Here is an 18628-nt window from a genome sequence, read left to right as displayed (position 1 = left end):
CGCGTGCCCAATACAACAGGACTACGCGACGTCGCCATTGTGGGCGTCGGCGCCACACCCTATTACAAACGTGGCGGGTCACTGCCGAAGTCGATCACCGAGTTGGCCGGCGAGGCCATCATGGCGGCGTGTGAGGATGCCGGCCTTCCCGTGACCGACGTCGACGGCTTCGCGTACTACTCAGGCGCCAGCGCGGGCTACACCGAGAAGATGGACACCGCCGACTTCATGGAAACACTGGGGATTCCGGAAGTCCGTTTCACCGCAGCACTGACCGCAGGCGGTGGCGGCTCGGCGGGCGCGATCGGGCTGGCGCGGGCAGCCATCGTCGCCGGTGATGCCTCCGTGGTCGTGACGGTGATGGCGCTGCAGCAATCCAAACAGCGCCTCGGCTCGGTCTTCTCGGCGATCGAACCCGACCCGATCAATTCGTTCCTGCAACCGTCCGGGCTGTTCGGTCCCGGTCAGCTGATGTCAGTCATGGCACGTCGGCACATGCACCTCTACGGCACCCGTCGCGAGGCATTCGCTGAGATCGCTCTCTCCACACGAGCCAACGCGGCGAATCGGCCGAAGGCGATGCACCCCGAACCGCTGACACTCGAGGACTATTTCAACGCTCGGATGATCGCAGAACCGTTGTGCCTCTACGACTTCTGCCAGGAGACCGACGGGGCAGTGGCCGTGATCACCACGAGCATGGATCGCGCCAAGGATCTGAAGCAGCCGCCGGTGCCGGTGGTCGCCGCCGCCCACGGCGGTGTGCGCGACTGGGGCCGGGCCTTCGCGTGGATGGGAATGCCCGACGAATACTTCGCCTCCGCGGGCAACGCACCCATCGCCAAGCGGCTTTACGAACAGGCCGGCATCAGCGCCGACGACATCGACGTCGCGCTGCTCTACGACCACTTCAGCCCGATGGTGTTGATGCAGCTCGAGGATTACGGCTTCTGCGGCAAGGGGGAGGGCGGCGCATTCGTTGAAAGCGGAGCGATTCGGTATGACGGCGGCTCGATCCCGGTCAACACGCACGGTGGTCAGCTCTCTGAGGCCTACATCATCGGCATGACCCACATCATGGAAGGGGTTGAGCAGATGCGTGGGACCGCCATCAACCAGGTGGCTGACGCCAAACTCGCTCTCGTCACCGGGGGGCCGGCGAGCTTGCCCGTGAGCGGGCTGATTCTGGGACACGCCGCATGAGCACCACCGCCGTCGACGAAGATCCCGGCATGGCCGGGATTGAGGAGCGGCGCGCATGACTTCCGCCGCCGTCGCCCTGGCGACCACCATCCCGGGTGAACACGTCCGGATCGCCGTCAACAAGGACACTGAACCGTTCTGGCAGGCCGCGAAGGAGCGGCGGCTGGTGGCGCCACAGTGTGGCGACTGTCAGATCTTCCGCCTGCCACCGACACCGTTCTGCCCTAACTGCCAATCCAAGAAAGTGAATTGGGTCGATCTCAGCGGCGACGCGGTGGTCTACAGCTTCGCAGTCGTTCACGGGTTCCCCGGCATGCCGGACCTGGTGTTGGTGCCGGCGGTACTTGACCTGCCCGACGCGCCCGGTGCGCGACTGGTCTCCAACATCATCGACGTCGCACCCGCCGACGTCACGATCGGAATGCCTGTCCGCGTTGACTTCTCACCCATTTCCGACGGCTGGCTGCTGCCTGTCTTCCGGGTCGGCGATCGGGGCGAGGAGTAACGCCATGTCCGACGACAGCGCCCTGCACGAGAAACCGCTGGAGTTTCTGACCGGCATCGCCAATACCGGCGGATCGTGTGACGGCCAGGCGATACTGCCCGTCAATGGTCACTTCCGTTGTACGTGCTCGTGCGGCGACTGGGAGATCGAGGTCGATGATCCGCAGGAAGGCCTGCGACAAGCAAGGATCCACACCGGCAGCGTTGCCGATTGACACAAGAGGAGCCGAACCCGTGGGAAATCTGAATGGCAAAGTCGCCTTCATCACCGGAGCAGCGCGAGGCCAGGGCCGGGCACACGCAGTCCGGCTCGCCGCCGATGGGGCGGACATCGTCGCACTCGACATCTGCCGCGACATTGACACCATCGACTATCCCAACGCCAGCGCCGAGGACCTCGACGAAACCGCCCGACTTGTCGAAAAGGAGGGCAGACGCATCGTCGCCCGCCAGGCTGACGTCCGCGACGCCGACGCCGTCGAGCAGGCGGTGGCCGACGGACTCGCCGAGTTCGGCCGCCTCGACATAGTGATCGCGAACGCCGGCGTCATTCGACTGGGTCCTGGCGGCGACCGGCGGCAGACTTTCCGCGACATCATCGACGTCAACCTCATCGGCGTGTGGAACACCGTCGAGGCCACCCAACGCGCACTGATCGACGGTGGCCGCGGCGGATCGATCGTGCTGACCTCGTCGAGTGCCGGCCTCAAAGGCACCGGCACGGATCGGGCTGGTGGACAGGCCTACACCGCGGCCAAGCGCGGCTTGGTGGGGCTGATGCAAGTGTGGGCGAACGAGTTCGCGCAGTACTCGATCCGCGTCAACACGATCCATCCAACTGGTGTGGCCACTGGAATGGTGATGAACGAGACCATGGGCAAGCTGCTCGAGGCCAACGACACCGCTGTCGCGGCGATGCAGAACGCGCTGCCCATCCAGATCCTGATGCCGGAGGACATTGCAAACGCGGTGGCGTTCCTGGTGTCCGACGAAGCGAAGTTCATCACCGGCATCGCGTGGCCGCTCGATGCGGGGTTCGCGGTCCGCTGACAGCTCGCCAGACCTCACGGACTATTGCGTTCGTCACACGACATAGTTAACCTAGTTCGATGAGTTTTCGTTGACCCGTCGTCTCAATCGGTCCAAGTTAACAGTGGACTGTCGTAGTATGCGAGCCGCGAGTGCTTCGAGTTCGTGCCCGTTCGAAGCTGTACGGAAGGACATCATGATCCAGAATCAGCCCACGGCAACGTGTCCCATGAAGCAGATCGACATGAACGCTCCGGACTCGCCTGCGCTGACTCACTTTCATTTGCTCGACGAGTGCCAGGACGAGGCCCGACCGGTCTTCCGGAACACCGAGGCCGGTATGGACTACTGGGTATTCACCGACAACCCGCTGATTCTGGACGGGCTTCAGCACCCGGAGCTTTGGTCCAGCAGCGTGATCGTGCCGACGGATCCGGAGCCGCCGTACAAGTGGATCCCAATCATGCTCGACCCGCCCGACCACACCAAGTGGCGTCATGTGCTGGCGGAGTACTTCTCGCCTGGCCGCGTCAAGGGCCTGCGCGACGCGCAGCAGAAACTGGCCGCGGGACTGATCGAAGAAGTGGCCGGCGAGGGTGGGTGCGATTTCGTGACGCGGATCTCGCGGGTGTTCCCGTCGACGGTCTTCCTGACGATCATGGGCATGCCCGTCGAGGATCTCGAGAAGTTCCTGGCCTGGGAGGACATGATCCTGCATCAGAGCGGGGCGGGGGAGGAAGTCAACGCGGCCCGGCTCGAAGGCATGACGCATGTGATGGGCTACTTCTCCGGCCTGATTGCGGAGCGGCGCGAGAATCGTGACCCGGATGCGGACGACATCGTCAGCAAGGCCATTGACTGGACGCTCGACGGCGAACCCATCAACGACCTGGAACTGCTCAACTGTCTCCTGCTGCTGTTCATGGCCGGGCTCGACACAGTCTCCAACCAGCTGTCGTACGCGATGCTGCACCTGGCCACCCATCCGGCCGACCGCGCACGGATCGTTGCCGAACCCGAGCTCATTCCGAAGGCAGTGGAGGAACTCCTACGGGTTTATCCGATCGTGCAGACGGCACGAAAGGCCACCCAGGACATGGATTTTCACGGATGTCCGGTCAAGGCGGGCGACATGGCTTCGTTCTCGCTCGCGTTCGCGGGCCGGGACGAATCGGTCTATGACGATGCCCGCACGGTCAACTTCGACCGCGGCGTCACACGTCACCTATCTTTCGGCGGCGGCCCGCACCGCTGCCTCGGTTCCCACCTCGCGCGGCAGGAGCTGGCGGTGGTGCTGGAGGAGTGGCACAAGCGCATTCCGGACTACGAGGTCTCCGGGCAACCTATCGAGCACGGTGGTCAGGTGTTCGGCGTCGATTCGCTCAAGCTGACCTGGAGCTGAGATGGGTGTGCCGCGTGGGCCCGGTCGCGCCACGATGTCGCGCAGCTGATCGGCCGGGGTGAGTCATGCCGCAACCGCTGACGTTCGACGTGACTGGCGCGGTCGAATCCGGTGAGCAGCTGAAACAGGCAGCGTGGCTGTTCATGCCCGCGCGGCTCGCCGACGCGAGCGGCGTAATGCTCTGTCTCGCCGGGGGCACTTACGACAAGCACTATTGGCACATCGAGGTCGACGGCTACCCCGGATACAGCTTCGGCGAGCATCTGGCCGACTCCGGGTTCGTCGTTATAGCAGTGGACCACCTCGCGATCGGTGAGAGCGCGGACCCCACCGCGTCGGGACCCGTCGGGTTGGAGTTGCTTGCAAGGGGGGACGCCGAAGTCGCACGCCAGGTCCGAGAACGATTGCGGCGCGGCCAATTACACAAGGACCTGCCCCCGATGAATGCGCCACTGATTGGCGTCGGCCATTCGATGGGCGCGTGCTTGACGACGATGGTGCAGGCGACTACGCACCCCTACGACGCTGTCGTGCTCCTGGGCTACGGCGTGCAGATCACCAACGTTTACCGTGACACTCCCGATGCTGCCGAACTGGAAGAGCGCATCCAACAGACTATTGAGGCGTCCTGCCAATTGAGTGGGGCCAAACCCACCGACGCCCACCTGTACGCGCCTCGCTCTTACCTTGCCGATCTCTTCTATGCGGGCGAAGAGCCGCAGGACGTCATCGACGCGGACACCGCTGTGGAGAGCCGGACTCCGTTGCGGGCGGCCGCCGAAGTCACCACACCGGGCATAGTCGAGCGGTACGCGCCTCAGGTGGACGTACCGATCTTCCTTGGGTTCGGCGCGGCGCTGGACGTTTCGCCGAACCCCTATGCAGAACCCGCCAACTACACCGGTTCTCGGGATGTGACACTGCACCTCGTTCCGGGCTCGGGACACTGTCACAACTTCGCGAGTCACCGCACCCAGCTGTGGGACCGAATTGCACGGTGGTCGTCCACGGTCATTCCGGTGCCGCTCGCCGTACCCGTGGACGCTTAGGAGCGCAGTGCCCAACACCGTCGGATTCCTTGGCGCCGGACAACTCGGCCAGCCGATGGTCGAGCGGTTGCTCGGCGCCCGCCACGACGTCCTGGTCTACGCCCGGCGCGAGGAGGTCCGCCTGCGACTGGAGTCGAAAGGCGCGGCAATGGCCGATTCGGTGGCTGACCTGGCGCGCCGTAGCGACATCCTCATCGCATGCCTGTTTTCGGATGCACAGTTGCGGGAAACCGGGCTGGGCGCAGACGGTTTCATCGCTAACGCTAAGCCGGGTGCAGTGTTGGTTTCTCACACGACCGGCACCCTGTCCACCCTCGAGGCGTTGCGGGATAGTTGTCTTTCGCCGCCGGTCATCCTCGATGCGCCAGTCAGCGGTACCGCGGACGACATCAACGCAGGCAGACTCACCGTGCTAATCGGTGGACCGAGTGACGCCGTCGCCGCAGTAACGCCCATCCTCAACGCCTATGCCGACCCGGTGGTGGCGACCGGTGCACTGGGCAGCGCGCTGGCGCTCAAGCTGATCAACAACCTGCTGTTCGCGGCCAACGCCCAACTCCTTGCCGCGGCGACGCAACTGGGAGATCGGTTGGGCGTCGCACCGGAAGTGTTGTTGTCCACGCTGCAGGTGTGCAGCGCCAGGAGTCACGCGGCGGAACAGGCGCACCGCGTCGGCGGGATGGCCCGGTTCGCGGAGTTGGCCGGGCCGTTTCTACGCAAGGACATCGCGGCGTGCCGCGAAGCCGCGACCGAGGCAGGTGTGGAGCTGGGGCTGCTGGACACCGCAGTACGCGAGGGGCCGCTGGCGTTGGACCACGCGAGCGCGGGGACACCCTGATGACGGGTCGACTCGCGGGAAAAGTCGTGTTCATCACCGGCGCCGCCAGGGGACAAGGCCGCGCACACGCCGTGCGAATGGCCGTCGAAGGGGCCGACATCATTGCCGTCGACCTCGCCGCCCCGCTGCCCGAATCAGTACGTTACCCATCGGCCACCCCCGACGACCTCGCCGAGACCGTGGAGATGGTGAAGGCCGCAGGTGGCCGAATAATCGCCACCGCAGCCGATATCCGCGATCTGGACGCGCTGCGTCGCGCCGTCGACGTGGGCGTCGAAGCCTACGGGCGGCTGGACGTCATCGTGGCCAACGCCGGGATCTGCATCCCGTCGCCGTGGAACGAGATCACCCCGGAGTCTTTTCGCGACATCATCGACGTCAACGTAACGGGTACCTGGAACACGGTGATGGCTGGCGCGCAACAGATCATCGACGGGGGCCGCGGCGGATCGATCATCCTGATCAGCTCCTACGCCGGTGTGAAGGTGCAGCCGTACATGGTGCACTACACAGCGAGCAAGCATGCCGTCACAGGCATGGCCCGGGCCTTCGCCGCGGAGCTGGGCAAGCACGACATCAGGGTCAACAGTGTGCATCCCGGGCCAGTGAATACGCCGATGGGCGGCGGTGACATGATCGCCGCGCTGTTCGCTGCGATCGAGACCAACCCCGCGCTGAACAACATGGGCACACCATTCCTGCCGCAGTGGGCCTGCGAGCCGGAAGACGTTGCGGCCGCGGTGTGTTGGTTGGCGTCCGATGAGTCGCGCTTCGTAACGGCGACCCGTTTGTCGGTCGACCAGGGCATGGCGCAGTTTTAGAACGTCACTGCTTCGTCGCTGAGGCGTCCCAGAAGTCACGGTTGGTCGCCACCTTGCCGTTGCGTACGGTGCCGATCGATGCGCCGCGCAGACCGGCCGGCTGCATCACCCACTCGACGGCGAATTGCTCGCCGTCGGCCAGCACGCTGAGCACCTCGTAGGACGCTCCTGGTGCCATCTTCAGTGCGCCACTGACGAAGGCGCGGGCCTCGTCGGCCCCGCGCGCCACGTGACCCGTCGGCACGTCCTCGAGCACAACATCCTTGTCGAGCCACGAGGTGATCGCCTCGAGGTCACCGGAATCCCAGTCCGCGTAGTACTGCCGCAGCCAGGTGGTGTCGTCGGTTGTCATCTGATGTCTCCTTCTGCAGCGGTTAACACGCGACGAATCGCCACGATGAGTGGTTGGTCGCCGTCATCGGCGAGCGCGCCGGCTCCCGCCGCAGCGAGCGCTGGGTGGATCCCATTGCCCTCGGCTAAGTTTCGGGTGGCAAGCCAGCCGACGAAGATCAAGTACGTCGTCGTAAAGGTCTGCACCGCAACGGCTTCGGGCAGCCCTGCATTGCGCAGGATTTGCATTGCATTCTCGGTGAGTCGGGTGGCACCGGGTGACGGACCGGTCGCGGTGAGTGCCCGTAACCCGGTTCCTGGGTAGGCGAGGAAAGCCCTGTCCATCGCGGAGATCAGCGTGAGGTACCGATCGACCCAGGGCGCCTTGGTGTCGGTTGCGACGTCGATCCGTGTCGCGACGGCCTCGACCACCCGATCGGCGAGTTCGTCGCCCCCGCGCAGGTGGTAGTGGATGGCGGGCGGCGTGACCCCGCACTCGTCGGCGACGGCGCGGACCGTCAGGCGGTCCAGCGACGAACGCGCCACGACACGCAGTGCCGCACCGACGACGTCGGTCATGGAGATGGGTTGCGGCTGCGTTCCACCGCGGCTTCGCGGCATCGGGATCCCGTCTGGCTGGTGTCAAGGCATCCCATTATGCCATAGTAAATGGGATCGTGGGAAGGAGGCCGTCGTGGACGCAGAAGTCATCATCGTCGGCGGCGGCATCGCCGGGTGCGCGTTGGCCGTCCGACTGGCCGCCGCCGGCATTGCGGTCGTCGTCCTCGAGCGCGAACGGGTGTATCGCGACATCGTGCGGGGAGAGGCGCTGGTGCCCTGGGGATTCCAGGAAGCGCGTCAACTCGGACTGGCAGATGTGATCCTCGAGACCGAAGGGGTCTCGGTGATGACCCGAATGGTGCCCTACGACGAGTCGCTGAGCTTCGAGCAGGCCCAGCGTCGAGCCCGTGACCTGTCCGACGTGGTCGACGGTGCTCCGGGTGTCGTTGGCGTCGGTCACCCCGAGCTACGTGAAGCGTTGGCCACTGCGGCCACCAAAGCCGGTGCCACTGTCGTCCGTGGTGTTCGGCGTTCGGTCGTACGTGGCGGCAGCAACCCAACGGTTACCTATGATGTCGACGGATGCACCCGCGTCGCGCAATGCCGGCTCGTGGTGGGTGCGGACGGCAAGAAGTCCGCGACGCGCACCGCACTCGGCCTGACGTTGTCGACGACCCACGCCAGGGTGCGGTTGACCGGGATGCTGGTCGACGACGGTGGCGCGTGGAACCGCGCCGAGACCGCGATCTCGGTTGACGGCCGCAACCTGTTCATCGTGATACCCCGAGCCGATCGGCGGCTGCGGTTGTACGTCGCCCGCCGCGACGACGACCCGGAGCCGATTCAGGGGCCGAGTGCGGTCGGGGAGTTCTTGAATTCGTTTCGCACACCGATCTTTCCAGACTCCAACGCGATGGTGGAGGCGACGCCGATCGGCCCCTGCGCGACCTTCCCGATGAATGACGCCTGGGTAGACGAGCCGGTGGTGCCGGGAGTGGCGTTGGTCGGCGACGCCGCGGGGTGGAGCAATCCCGTTACCGCCCAAGGATTGGCGATCAGCCTGCGGGATGCCCGGATACTGGCCGAAGCGCTCCTTGCCGGACCCGACTGGACACCCCAGGGACTGGCCGGCTACAGCGACGAACGCCGAACTCGGATGGCCCGGCTGCGATTCGCCAGCGCGATGACCGATCTGCTGACGGGTTTCGGCATGCCCGATCGCGCGGCCCGCCGGTCACGCATGCTCGGATTGCTGCGCCGACGCCCAGAACTGGGCGCGGCGCTCGACGCGGTGCACGCCGGGGCGTGGGCTGCGTCACCGGAGGCTTACACGCCCGACCTATTGACCACGCTCGCCCTGGCGTGACGCATGTGTCAGATCTGATCGAGATACCGTTCGATCAGTGTGACCGACGTCTGCGGATAGCTGCGTGCCGTGTCGGCGTCCAGTCCGTCGCGCACCAAAAGCCGGGCGAGTCGGTTGTTGATCAGCGAAAGTACGAACGCGGCCAGCAGTTGGAAGTAGGCGATGTCACCGGTCAGGGTCCCGCCGAATTGGACGTAGCGCCTGACGATTTCGTCATCGTCGGGTACACCGGGTAGGCGAGTGAATCCCAGTGCTTCGCAGAGGAAACGTTCGAACATCAGCCACCAACCGAGGTCGATGTCCGATGGACCAGTGCCTGCGGTCTCCCAATCGAACAATGCGACCACCGACAAGTCGTCGCCGAAGCACATGTTTCCGACGCGGGCGTCGCCCCACACCACCGTTTCGGCCTCGGTGTCGGGCGCGGATTCGAGGATCACGCGTAGCGCCCGAGCGAGCACATCGGCACCGACCACCAGATCGGCACGACACCACTCGTACCAGTCTCTGAGTCTGTCGAGATAGCGCTGCAACGCTGTGTCACTCGGGTCGGCGTCGCCACGCAGGAATCGCAGCGTGTCGGCGTCCTCGACGCGGTGCACATCGACCAGCGCGCGCAATCCGTTGTCGCACAACAGCCCCCGATCCGCAGCGGACAGTGCGACGGTCCAGCCTCGCTTGTGCCAACTCGGGACGTCCGACGGTGTCCGCCCCCGCGCCCGGCGCATCACATAGAACGGCGATCCCAGAATGGCAGGGTCGCGTTCGATGCCGACGACGTCCGGCACTCGAATACCTTGAGCGCCAAGTCGTTGCATCACTTCAGCCTGTCGCGGGGCGTCGGGCACAGCGAACAACTGATGATCATCAGCCTGCGCGCGCAACACCAGATCCTCGGCGTGGCGCACGCCGGCTTGGTCGACCCAGACAGCGGTGAAGAACGCTGTCTTGCCCGAGTAGCCGGCCGGCGGCGCACTGAATTCGGAGATCTCGAAAGCTATCGCCCCGGCCGAGGCCAGCCGGGGCGGCAGCCAAGAAACGAGCGCCTCGCCTACTCGGTCGCCGAGATCGCCGCGTGCGGATGTGTACGCCATCGGCATCCTTTCCAAAACTGAACACTACTGTCAGAATAGCGGTCATGGATGCGAGTATCCCGCTCGGGGCTTACGTGCTCCCCGGACGTGTCACTGATCCCGATGCGGTGGTCGGCCAGGCGCAAGCCGCAGAGCGCCTCGGTCTGCGCACGGTGTGGCTCAGCGAACGGTGGGGCGCCAAGGACCTCGGCGTGATCTCAGGTGCGATCAGCCAGGTCACGTCGAGGATCGGAATTGCTTCGGGCATAACCCATTTGCAGTCACGCCATCCCGCAATGTTGGCGTCGCTGGCCATGACCACGCAGGCGTTGTCGGGCGGTCGATTCATCCTCGGCGTCGGGCGCTCCGTGGACGCCATGTGGAAAGCTGTCGGACTGCCGAAGCCCACCAACGCCTCGATCGTCGACCATGTCGACATCTTCCGCCGCCTGTGCCGGGGGGAGAAGGTGCGCTACGACGGGCCCGCCGGCACCTATCCGTCGCTGCGGCTCAACGACTTACCTGATCAACCGGTGCCACCGCTGGTGTTCGCGGCGATCGGGTCCAAAGGCCTGGCGCTCGCCGGCCGGCACTTCGACGGCGTGCTGCTGCATCCATTCCTCACGCCTGGGGCCGTGCGCCGCTCGGTGGAGCTCGTGCGCGGCGTCGAACGCGCGGCGGCGCGGCCGGCGGGAAGCGTGCGGGTATACGCCACGGTCGTGGTGGCCTGCGAACTCCCGCCAGACGAGGAACTCGCGGTGGTGGGAGCGCGGGCGGTGACCTACTACCAGATCCCGGGCTTCGGTGAGCGACTGGCGGCTGCCAGCGGATGGGATCCGGAGCCGTTGACGCGGTTGCGATCCCATCCGCTGCTCAACGGGATCCGACGTTCGGCCGACTCGGTGCTCACTCGGGAACAACTCGTCGAGGTCGCATCGCTGTTGCCCGCAGAATGGACTGGCGATGCGGCGGCGATCGGATCGGCGTCCGCGTGCCACCAGGTATTCCAGCGCTATTGGGAGGCAGGGGCCGACGAGCTGGTCTTACACGGGAGCACGCCCGACCGGCTCGGCCCTCTCTTTACGCGGGCAGACTAAAACACGGTTACTCGCGAAACAGTTAAACATTGAGCTGATTAGTTCTACGATTTGGCCATGGATCTGAAACTCCAACGCATCGCCGCGTGGGGCGGAATCGTGATGCTCGCGCTGTTCTTCGTCTTCTTCATGCTGATCGGCAAGCTCATTCCGCCGCTGTCACCGACGGCGAGCGCGCGAGACATTGCCGACTTCCTGGTTGCGAACAAGCTGCGGGTACGGGTGGGCCTCGCGTTCAGCCTGCTCGCAGCCTGTATCGCGTTGCCGTTCCTGGCCACGATCTGTCTGCGGGTGCGACGGGTCGAGGGCAAGTGGGGCGTGCTATCGGTGACGCAGATCTTCGCCGGGGTCATCTTCGTGCCGGGCTTTCTCTTCCCGATGATGGTGCTGGCCGCTGCCGCGTTCCGTCCCGAACACCGCGATCCCGAAATCACCCAGGCGCTCAACGACGTCTTCTGGTTGATGTTCGTCGGGATCGTCGGGACTCTGGTCGTGCAGGCTCTGGTGCTCACGACGGCGTCGTTCGTCGACCGAACGGATCCGCCGACGTTCCCGCGGTGGTTCGGCTATCTCAACGCGTGGTACGCGTTGCTTGCGCTGCCCGGCGGCGCGGTGATGATCTTCAACGAAGGCCCGCTCGCGTGGAACGGCGTTTTCGCCTTCTGGATTCCGTTGGTCGCATTCAGTGTCTGGATGATCGCGGTGACCGCAGTGATGCTTTGCTCGATCGGCGCAGAGCAGGCGGTCGATCGACCGCTGGCGGCCGCTGCCACGTGACGGTCGGCGCACCGACGGCCGCGACGGCGACGACGCGTCGGGTTCCCGGCGAAAACGGCACCTGGGTCTTCCTGTTCGGCGACATGCTCGTCTTCGGCACGTTCTTCGCCACCTTCATGGTCGAGCGGGCCAAGGCGCCCGAGATCTTCGACGTCTCGCGAAAGACACTGCACATCGGCGTCGGGTTGACGAACACTTTGGTACTGCTGACCAGTTCGCTGTTCGTGGTCGTCGCCCTGGGCGCGCTCCGGTCAGGAGCCCGCCACATCGCGCGCTCGGCCGTATTGGCGGCAATGGTATGCGGCGCATTGTTCGTACTTCTGAAGGTGTTCGAGTATCACTCGCTGGCCGCGCACGGGCATGGCGTCGGGGCCAACCACTTCTACCTGTACTACTTCATCCTCACCGGCGTGCACCTGTTCCATGTCTGTGTCGGTATGGCGGTGCTGGCGTTCTTGCTCACCCAGACCCGTCGGCACGACATCGGTGAAACCCGGATGGCGGTGGTGGAGGGCGGCACCTGTTTCTGGCATCTCGTCGATCTGTTGTGGATAGTGCTGTTCCCGTTGCTCTACCTGGTGGCCTGATGTCTGGACCCTCGGCCTTTGGATTCGCGCGGGGCCGCGCCGGCGTGTCATGGCTGATGCTGATCGCCGCAACACTGCTGTCCTACGTCCTGGGGGCGGACCACGGTATCGGATCGGTGATGGCGATTGGGGTCTTCGGGATTGCCGCGTTCAAGATCAGGCTGGTCGGGCTTGACTTCATGGAACTTCGCACCGCGCCAGTACCTTTGCGGGTGGCGTTCGAAAGTTATTGCCTCGTGCTGTGGGCAGTGCTGTCCGGGCTGTATCTCTTCCGCTGATGTCGTCACACCACAAGCACCTACGCGACACGTGGCGTCGCAACGGTTGGCACTCGGACCGTATGTGTTTGGACGCGTTCGAAGCCGCCGCGGCCGAACACAGCAGCGCGACATTGACTTTCGTAACCGACGATTCAGTGCGCAGCCCGACGGTGGGTGAAATCCGTGATCAGGCCTTGGTCGTGGCGGCCTCGCTGCAGCGGCTCGGAGTGCGCGCGGGCGACGCGGTCGCAGTTCAGCTGACCAATCGCGTCGAGTGTGCGGTTGCGTATCAAGCAGTGTTGTTGTTCGGCGGGGTGCTGGTGCCGATCGTGCACATCTACGGTGTACGCGAGCTGACCTTCATCCTGAGTCAGTCCCGCGCTCGGGTCTTGATCATGCCCGAGCGGCACGGATCGACCGTCTATAGCGAACGGCTGCAAGAGCTTTCGCGTGTCGCTTCGTTACGGCATGTCGTCGTGCTGGACGCCCAGCCCGGCGAAGGCTATCGCGCGTGGTCGCAACTTGACACCTGCGTCGCGAAGTATCGGCGCCCCGCGGTGGGCGCCGACGATGTGTGCCTACTGCTTTACACGTCGGGGACCACGTCTGCGCCCAAAGGCGTGCAGCACACCCACAACACGGTTTTGGCTGAGCAGAAGACCATGCCGGCGCTGCTGGGCGGTAGACCCGACGACGTGTACCTGGTGACCTTTCCGCCCGGCCACATCGCAGGCGTCGGATCGATGCTGCGGCCGTTGCTGAGCGGTGCCCGGACTATCTTCACCGATGGCTGGGACCCGGCCCTGGCGGTCGAGATGGTGCACCGTTTCGGTGTGACCTGCACCGCCGGCACACCGTTTCACCTCGAGGGAATCTTGGACCTCGGTGATACCGGGGACAAGCTGGCATCTCTGCGTGAGTTTCTGGTCGGCGCCGCACCGGTCGCCGAGCAGATCGGCCGCCGCGCCGCGCAAGCCGGGCTCAGCACCTTCCGCAGTTTCGGCGCTACCGAACACCCCACTGTCACCCGGTGAACACGAGGGCGAGCCGGAGTGGGCCCGCCTGACCACCGACGGAAAACCGCAGCCGGGCTCTGCGGTCCGCATCCTCGGGACCGACGGCGCAGACTGCCCGCCGGGCGTGGACGGCGAGGTCATCGTGCGCGGTCCCGATCAAATCGGTTACCAGGATCCTTCGCTGAACGCTAAGGCGTTCACTGACGACGGTTGGTTCCGTACCGGTGATCTCGGGCAGCTCGATGCCCAAGGCAGATTGACCATCACCGACCGGATCAAAGACGTCGTCATCCGTGGCGGCGAGACCATCTCCTCGGGTCAGGTCGAAGAGGTCCTCAACGCACACCCCGCTCTCGCCGACGGCGTTGCCGTCGCAGCCCCGGATTCGCGTTACGGCGAAGTGGTCGCCGCGATAGTGATCCTCAAACCGGGGTGCGTGCTCGACCTCGACGACCTGCGGGCCCACTTCGCCGCATCGGGATTGGCCAAGCAGAAGACCCCAGAACGTCTCGCCATCGTCGACGAGCTACCCCGCACGTCGCTTGGCAAGGTGCGCAAAGTCCAATTGCGCACTGACCACTTCGGTGCCGACGGCGGTTGAAACATCTACCACGGCAACAGGTTAGTGAGAACGGATTCCGAAATCGATGTCTTGAAGGCCAGCGAACGGTGTGAAGCTGGGCTTGTTCAGCCATGACGGGGCTGCGTCGTGTCCGGGTTCCGGACGTGCCCAGTCCACCCAGGGCCCCCAGTCCTCGCGGCGGAGCTTCTGCTGCAGTGTTTGTGGGTGTGCGGCTTCGGCGGCGGCGTAGCGCTTCGCGAACTGCTTCATCTCGGGCAGCAGCCAAACGTCTTCCTCGGAACGCCATTTGCCATCGCCGGCGTACTCGATGAATTGATAGGACGGAAAGTCGATGGGTGCTCCGCCAGGTTGCGGATTGTCGGCGCGATTGAGCACCTTGTATGCCACCCGCGTGTCATCGACGACGTACCAGACCAGCGGGCTGTAGACCTGCGGTGCGGCGCCCATCGTTCCTTCGAGGAACTTGGTGATTTCCGCCGGGCCGGTGAACGTTCCGTAGAAGTGGTCGAAGTAGGTTGCGTCGTCGGTGAAGAGGCCGGCCCAGGCTTGCCAGTCCTCGAGCACCGGGCCGGTCATGAAGTAGCGCCGAAACTCCCGCTCGACTTCCGTCGCGGTGGTCATCCGCCGAGCCGCAGACCGGTGTTGCGGGTGCCGAACACGTCGGTAGCCATGATCGCACCGAGTTTCTCTGCGTCCCAACGCTTTTGGCCGTTGGAGACGGATGCGACCGGATGCCAGCCCTTGAGTAGCTGCAGATGCTCGCCCATGGCGCGGATCACCTGGCCGCTGACGTGACCGGCCTCCGGGCTAGCCAACCAGGCCACCACCGGCGAGCCCAGTGAGGGATCTTTGGGGTCGAACTGGTCCTCGGCGCGCTCATCGGGCTCGATCGGGGCCTGCGCGCCGGGCATTGACGCTGACATCCGAGTGCGCCCACCCGGGCTGATTGCATTCACGGTTGCGCCGATCGACGCCAACTCCAGGCTCAGGGTCTGGGTCAGGCCGACGATCGCCGCCTTCGCGGCGCTGTAATTGGTCTGCCCGAAGTGGCCGTGCAGACCGGCGCCGGAGGTGGTGTTGATGATGCGTCCGTAGACCTTTCCGCCGGATCCCTTGGATTCCGCGCGCCACTTGCGGGCGACCGCGCGGCTGGTTAGCCAGCTACCCCGGACGTGCACCCGCATCACCAAGTCGAAATCGTCGGCCGACATGTTCCAGATCGCCTTGTCCCGAACGATTCCAGCGTTGTTGACGACGATGTCCAGCCGGCCCAGCTGCGAGTATGCTCGCTCGACGGCGAGGTCGACCTGCTCCTCGTTACCGACATCGCTGAAGTCGGAAACAGCTGTGCCGCCCCGGCTTTCGATGATCGCCACCACTTCGTCGGCGACCTTGCCGGTGCCCTCGCCGGACAAGCTGGTGCCCAGGTCGTTGATGATCACGGTGGCGCCGTGCTTGGCCAGCTCGAGTGCGTGGCCGCGGCCGATGCCGTGCCCCGCCCCGGTCACCAGGGCGACTTTGCCGTCGAGCAGTCCGGTCATGGGCTCTCCTCGGTTGGTGCGAATACCGTCAGGAATGGGCTTTCGGGATCGGCGTCGTCAACCGGGCGAAAGACCGCGGTCACCGGCATGCCGACCCGAAGGTGGCCACCGTTGGCGCCTTCGATCGTTGTCATCAGCCGCGGGCCCTCGGCCAGTTCGACGATCGCGGCCACATACGGCAGTCGCTCCTTGAACGGTGCCAAATCATTGACGTAGACAGTCGAGTACGTATACAGCGTTCCGTTCCCGCTCGCCCTTATCGGCCGCACGTCCTCACTCCAGCAAGAGGGGCAGAACGGGCGCGGATAGTGATGGACCTTGCCACACGCCGCGCATTCGGCGATCAGCAACTGACCCTGCCGGGCGGCCTCCCAATAGGGAGCGCTGGCCGCGTCGATCGTTGGTATATCAGCGCGGGCCACCTTCACCACCCGGTGAATTCGGTCGGTCGTTTCTCCACGAACGCCTGAACACCTTCGGTGGAGTCGTGCGAATACGACTGGATCTCCTGCGCCATCGCCTCCGCGACGAATGCACCAGACCGGTCGGTGTCGGGGGAGTCGTTGAGCAGCCGTTTGGTGAACGCGATCGCCGAGGTCGGCGCGCCGGCCAGCCGCCCGGCGAAGTCGCCGACCGTGGCGTCGAAGTCGGCGGGGCTGACTACCCGATTCACCAATCCCAGGGTGAATGCTTCGGTAGCTGAAAGCTTTTCGCCGAAGAACGTCATCTCCTTGGCCTTCTGCATGCCGATGCGGCGGGGCAACAGGTAGCAGCCGCCGCCGTCGACGACCAGCCCGCGTTTGACGAACGACTCTGCGAAGTAGGCGTTTTCGGTGGCGATCACCAAGTCGGAGGCATACACGACATGGGCTCCCAGGCCCGTCGCCGCGCCGTGCACCGCGGCGATCACCGGTTTGTTGCAGTCCAGCACGCTGGCCACCAGCTTCTGGGCGCCGTTCATGATGCGCCGCGTCGGCTCCAGCACGCGTTTCTCGCCCTGCGCGCGCCGTTCGGCGAGGGAGCCCACGTCGGCGCCGGAGCAGAAGTGCTTGCCGTTGGCGCGCAGCACCACCACGCGCACCTTCTCGTCGGCGTCGGCGGTGGCCAGTAAAGCGATCAGCGCATCCCGGTCGTCGGGACGCACCGCGTTGGCGGCTTCGGGTCGGTTCAGGGTGATCGTCATGACGCCGTCCGCGACGTCGGACAGGATCGCTGCCTGCGTGTTCATGGTGTGTAGGTGGCCTTCAGGTGTTTGATGCCGTTGACGAAGTTCGACCTCAGCATGACTGGGTCGCCCGCGGCGGTGATGTCGGGGTATCGCGCGTAGAGCATCCTGAACGCCACGTTCAACTCCAGGCGGGCCAAGTGGGCGCCCAGGCAGTAGTGCGGGCCCGGACCGCCGAAAGCAACGTGGTTGTTGGGTTTTCGCGCGATATCGAAGCGCTCCGGCTCGTCGAACACCGCGGGGTCGCGGTTGGCCGCGGGATACCAGACCACGACCTTGTCGCCGGCGTTGAAGGTGTGGGTGACCTCGCCCAACGCGTCGGTCAGCGTCACACCGTCGCGGGTCACGGTACGGCGAAAGTGGATCACCGGGCTGGCGTACCGCAGGATCTCCTCGACCGCAGTGGGGGCCATGTCGTCGTAGTTCGCCAGCAGGCGGTCGCGCTGGTCGTGGTGCGCGCTGAGGATGAGCAGCCCGTGGGTCAGCGCATTGCGAGTGGTCTCGTTGCCCGCGCCGATCAGCAGGATGAAGAACTTCGCCAGCTCCTGAGGGGTCAGGTTCTCCTCGTCGGACGTGACCAGCTTGCTGATCACGTCGTCGCGGGGATGGGCGATGCGGTCCTCGGCGATGCCCTTGAGCAACTCGATGAGCCGCTCGCTGATCTCGGTGACCGCTGCTCCGATACCCGTGACGGTCTGGTCGGGTACGTATTCGGGGTCCGAGGCGCCGAGCACGATGTTGGTCGCCCGCACGATGAACTGTTCGTATTCGCGTGGAACGCCGAGCATGGTGTCGATGATGCGCAGTGGCAGCAGCGTGGCGAACGACGAAACGAAGTCGCATTCACCCGAACGCGGCATCTCCTCGAGGATCTCGGCAGTGGTCTCCTCGACCAGGCCACGCAACTCGGCGAGTATGCGGGGAGTGAAGCCCCGCGAGACGATCTTGCGCAGCCGCATGTGTTCGGGATCGTCCATGTCGATGATGGAGCCGCGGTATTCGCGCATCTCGGCGGTCTGGTCGAAGATCTGCGTGCCCTGCCCGGAACTGAAGTCGCCGGGCCGGCGGCTGATGTCGACGACGTCGCGGTGGGCTCCGACTGCCCAGAACCCGCGTGGCCGCGGTGAGTCGGGTCGGTTGGTGCGGACGAACACCGGGCGGCCGGCCTCGCGAAGGCGCCGGTAAAGCTCGTTGCGGTCAGCTGGACGCTCTTGCCACCACCGCAAGTCGATCAGCGGCGCGAACTGCTGCTCGTCGATGTCGATTGCGCTCACAGCACCCGATTCTGGCACCCATGTCACTTATAGGCAATGCCGGGGTGCTCGATAAAATCCGGTAATGGCTCGATATTCCTACGCAGTAGGCG

General features: G+C 65.0%; 23 protein-coding genes. 15 read left to right on the top strand and 8 right to left on the bottom strand.

The window, feature by feature from the left end; genetic code table 11:
* The first annotated feature begins 3 nt into the window (after positions 1-3).
* From BRW65_RS14755 to BRW65_RS14720, 8 genes are all read left to right on the top strand, one after another.
* Positions 4-1203 (top strand): thiolase C-terminal domain-containing protein, encoded by a 1200-nt coding sequence (locus BRW65_RS14755; protein ID WP_044486500.1) that lies wholly within the window; start codon positions 4-6, stop codon positions 1201-1203.
* A gap of 55 nt (positions 1204-1258) precedes the next feature.
* Positions 1259-1708 carry a Zn-ribbon domain-containing OB-fold protein gene (locus BRW65_RS14750; RefSeq protein WP_044486498.1) on the top strand — a complete coding sequence of 150 codons (450 nt, stop codon included), beginning with the start codon at positions 1259-1261 and terminating at the stop codon, positions 1706-1708.
* 4 nt (positions 1709-1712) lie between these two features.
* Entirely contained in the window at positions 1713-1922 is a 210-nt protein-coding gene (locus BRW65_RS14745) for a hypothetical protein (RefSeq protein WP_044486496.1), read from the top strand.
* A 19-nt stretch (positions 1923-1941) separates the two neighbouring features.
* Complete coding sequence (locus BRW65_RS14740) at positions 1942-2757, top strand: mycofactocin-coupled SDR family oxidoreductase (protein WP_044486495.1); 816 nt, start codon at positions 1942-1944, stop codon at positions 2755-2757.
* Positions 2758-2965: 208 nt separating this feature from the next.
* On the top strand, positions 2966-4138 hold the full coding sequence (locus tag BRW65_RS14735; protein WP_044488592.1) for a cytochrome P450: 1173 nt from the start codon (positions 2966-2968) through the stop codon (positions 4136-4138).
* Positions 4139-4203: 65 nt separating this feature from the next.
* Positions 4204-5187, top strand: a complete 984-nt coding sequence (locus tag BRW65_RS14730; protein WP_073875764.1) for an alpha/beta hydrolase — start codon at positions 4204-4206, stop codon at positions 5185-5187.
* A 7-nt stretch (positions 5188-5194) separates the two neighbouring features.
* The gene (locus BRW65_RS14725; RefSeq protein ID WP_073875762.1) at positions 5195-6025 is read left to right on the top strand and encodes an NAD(P)-dependent oxidoreductase; all 831 of its coding nucleotides are present in this window, start codon (positions 5195-5197) and stop codon (positions 6023-6025) included.
* Complete coding sequence (locus BRW65_RS14720; RefSeq protein ID WP_044486490.1) at positions 6025-6846, top strand: mycofactocin-coupled SDR family oxidoreductase; 822 nt, start codon at positions 6025-6027, stop codon at positions 6844-6846. Before BRW65_RS14725 ends, BRW65_RS14720 begins: the two co-directional genes overlap by 1 nt.
* Before the next feature lie 4 nt (positions 6847-6850).
* Here the strand turns inward: BRW65_RS14720 and BRW65_RS14715 are convergent, their stop codons facing one another.
* The gene (locus BRW65_RS14715; protein WP_073875760.1) at positions 6851-7198 is read right to left on the bottom strand and encodes a nuclear transport factor 2 family protein; all 348 of its coding nucleotides are present in this window, start codon (positions 7196-7198) and stop codon (positions 6851-6853) included.
* Positions 7195-7755: a TetR/AcrR family transcriptional regulator gene (locus BRW65_RS14710; RefSeq protein ID WP_234009919.1), complete on the bottom strand. Its 561-nt coding sequence runs from the start codon at positions 7753-7755 to the stop codon at positions 7195-7197. The genes BRW65_RS14715 and BRW65_RS14710 overlap by 4 nt, the downstream gene beginning before the upstream one ends.
* 115 nt (positions 7756-7870) lie before the next feature.
* On the opposite strand from BRW65_RS14710, the gene BRW65_RS14705 reads away from it, so the two are divergent.
* Positions 7871-9103, top strand: a complete 1233-nt coding sequence (locus BRW65_RS14705) for an FAD-dependent oxidoreductase (protein ID WP_073875758.1) — start codon at positions 7871-7873, stop codon at positions 9101-9103.
* 8 nt (positions 9104-9111) lie between these two features.
* Here BRW65_RS14705 and BRW65_RS14700 read toward each other — a convergent pair whose 3' ends face one another.
* A complete protein-coding gene (locus tag BRW65_RS14700) occupies positions 9112-10197 on the bottom strand; it encodes a phosphotransferase family protein (protein ID WP_073875757.1) in 1086 nt (361 codons plus the stop codon).
* A gap of 44 nt (positions 10198-10241) precedes the next feature.
* On the opposite strand from BRW65_RS14700, the gene BRW65_RS14695 reads away from it, so the two are divergent.
* The 6 genes from BRW65_RS14695 (at position 10242) to BRW65_RS32670 (ending at position 14514) form a co-directional block, all read left to right on the top strand.
* Positions 10242-11273 (top strand): TIGR03857 family LLM class F420-dependent oxidoreductase, encoded by a 1032-nt coding sequence (locus BRW65_RS14695; RefSeq protein ID WP_073875756.1) that lies wholly within the window; start codon positions 10242-10244, stop codon positions 11271-11273.
* A 57-nt stretch (positions 11274-11330) separates the two neighbouring features.
* A complete protein-coding gene (locus tag BRW65_RS14690) occupies positions 11331-12050 on the top strand; it encodes a hypothetical protein (protein WP_084187826.1) in 720 nt (239 codons plus the stop codon).
* Positions 12047-12637 carry a cytochrome c oxidase subunit 3 gene (locus BRW65_RS14685; protein ID WP_073875755.1) on the top strand — a complete coding sequence of 197 codons (591 nt, stop codon included), beginning with the start codon at positions 12047-12049 and terminating at the stop codon, positions 12635-12637. The genes BRW65_RS14690 and BRW65_RS14685 overlap by 4 nt, the downstream gene beginning before the upstream one ends.
* A complete protein-coding gene (locus BRW65_RS14680; RefSeq protein WP_073875753.1) occupies positions 12637-12915 on the top strand; it encodes a cytochrome C oxidase subunit IV family protein in 279 nt (92 codons plus the stop codon). The genes BRW65_RS14685 and BRW65_RS14680 overlap by 1 nt, the downstream gene beginning before the upstream one ends.
* A 68-nt stretch (positions 12916-12983) precedes the next feature.
* On the top strand, positions 12984-13931 hold the full coding sequence (locus tag BRW65_RS14675; RefSeq protein WP_279627679.1) for an AMP-binding protein: 948 nt from the start codon (positions 12984-12986) through the stop codon (positions 13929-13931).
* Positions 13813-14514 (top strand): class I adenylate-forming enzyme family protein, encoded by a 702-nt coding sequence (locus BRW65_RS32670; RefSeq protein WP_279627678.1) that lies wholly within the window; start codon positions 13813-13815, stop codon positions 14512-14514. The genes BRW65_RS14675 and BRW65_RS32670 overlap by 119 nt, the downstream gene beginning before the upstream one ends.
* 21 nt (positions 14515-14535) lie before the next feature.
* Here the strand turns inward: BRW65_RS32670 and BRW65_RS14670 are convergent, their stop codons facing one another.
* Genes BRW65_RS14670 through BRW65_RS14650 form a run of 5 tightly spaced genes read right to left on the bottom strand, consistent with a single transcriptional unit; the run spans position 14536 to position 18536 of the window.
* On the bottom strand, positions 14536-15117 hold the full coding sequence (locus tag BRW65_RS14670) for a nuclear transport factor 2 family protein (RefSeq protein WP_073875751.1): 582 nt from the start codon (positions 15115-15117) through the stop codon (positions 14536-14538).
* Positions 15114-16037, bottom strand: coding sequence for an SDR family NAD(P)-dependent oxidoreductase (locus BRW65_RS14665; RefSeq protein ID WP_073875749.1), 924 nt, complete (start codon positions 16035-16037; stop codon positions 15114-15116). The genes BRW65_RS14670 and BRW65_RS14665 overlap by 4 nt, the downstream gene beginning before the upstream one ends.
* Positions 16034-16468 (bottom strand): Zn-ribbon domain-containing OB-fold protein, encoded by a 435-nt coding sequence (locus tag BRW65_RS14660; RefSeq protein ID WP_044486472.1) that lies wholly within the window; start codon positions 16466-16468, stop codon positions 16034-16036. Before BRW65_RS14660 ends, BRW65_RS14665 begins: the two co-directional genes overlap by 4 nt.
* Positions 16462-17265, bottom strand: coding sequence for an enoyl-CoA hydratase/isomerase family protein (locus BRW65_RS14655; RefSeq protein WP_073875747.1), 804 nt, complete (start codon positions 17263-17265; stop codon positions 16462-16464). The genes BRW65_RS14660 and BRW65_RS14655 overlap by 7 nt, the downstream gene beginning before the upstream one ends.
* Positions 17262-18536: a cytochrome P450 gene (locus BRW65_RS14650; RefSeq protein WP_044486470.1), complete on the bottom strand. Its 1275-nt coding sequence runs from the start codon at positions 18534-18536 to the stop codon at positions 17262-17264. The genes BRW65_RS14655 and BRW65_RS14650 overlap by 4 nt, the downstream gene beginning before the upstream one ends.
* Positions 18537-18628 lie beyond the last annotated feature (92 nt).

The sequence above is a fragment of the Mycobacterium paraffinicum genome (assembly GCF_001907675.1).
Lineage (GTDB): Bacteria > Actinomycetota > Actinomycetes > Mycobacteriales > Mycobacteriaceae > Mycobacterium > Mycobacterium paraffinicum_A.
Note: the sequence above shows the minus strand (reverse complement) of the source record. Positions and strands in the feature narration are given on the sequence as shown.

Excerpts from the sequence above, each read along its gene's own strand:
- BRW65_RS14750 (WP_044486498.1), top strand. The coding sequence starts at position 1,259 with ATGACTTCCGCCGCCGTCGCCCTGGCGACCACCATCCCGGGTGAACAC.
- BRW65_RS14745 (WP_044486496.1), top strand. The coding sequence starts at position 1,713 with ATGTCCGACGACAGCGCCCTGCACGAGAAACCGCTGGAGTTTCTGACC.
- BRW65_RS14735 (WP_044488592.1), top strand. The coding sequence starts at position 2,966 with ATGAAGCAGATCGACATGAACGCTCCGGACTCGCCTGCGCTGACTCAC.
- BRW65_RS14730 (WP_073875764.1), top strand. The coding sequence starts at position 4,204 with ATGCCGCAACCGCTGACGTTCGACGTGACTGGCGCGGTCGAATCCGGT.
- BRW65_RS14720 (WP_044486490.1), top strand. The coding sequence starts at position 6,025 with ATGACGGGTCGACTCGCGGGAAAAGTCGTGTTCATCACCGGCGCCGCC.
- BRW65_RS14715 (WP_073875760.1), bottom strand. The coding sequence starts at position 7,198 with ATGACAACCGACGACACCACCTGGCTGCGGCAGTACTACGCGGACTGG.
- BRW65_RS14710 (WP_234009919.1), bottom strand. The coding sequence starts at position 7,755 with ATGACCGACGTCGTCGGTGCGGCACTGCGTGTCGTGGCGCGTTCGTCG.
- BRW65_RS14700 (WP_073875757.1), bottom strand. The coding sequence starts at position 10,197 with ATGGCGTACACATCCGCACGCGGCGATCTCGGCGACCGAGTAGGCGAG.
- BRW65_RS14695 (WP_073875756.1), top strand. The coding sequence starts at position 10,242 with ATGGATGCGAGTATCCCGCTCGGGGCTTACGTGCTCCCCGGACGTGTC.
- BRW65_RS14690 (WP_084187826.1), top strand. The coding sequence starts at position 11,331 with ATGGATCTGAAACTCCAACGCATCGCCGCGTGGGGCGGAATCGTGATG.
- BRW65_RS14680 (WP_073875753.1), top strand. The coding sequence starts at position 12,637 with ATGTCTGGACCCTCGGCCTTTGGATTCGCGCGGGGCCGCGCCGGCGTG.
- BRW65_RS14670 (WP_073875751.1), bottom strand. The coding sequence starts at position 15,117 with ATGACCACCGCGACGGAAGTCGAGCGGGAGTTTCGGCGCTACTTCATG.
- BRW65_RS14665 (WP_073875749.1), bottom strand. The coding sequence starts at position 16,037 with ATGACCGGACTGCTCGACGGCAAAGTCGCCCTGGTGACCGGGGCGGGG.
- BRW65_RS14655 (WP_073875747.1), bottom strand. The coding sequence starts at position 17,265 with ATGAACACGCAGGCAGCGATCCTGTCCGACGTCGCGGACGGCGTCATG.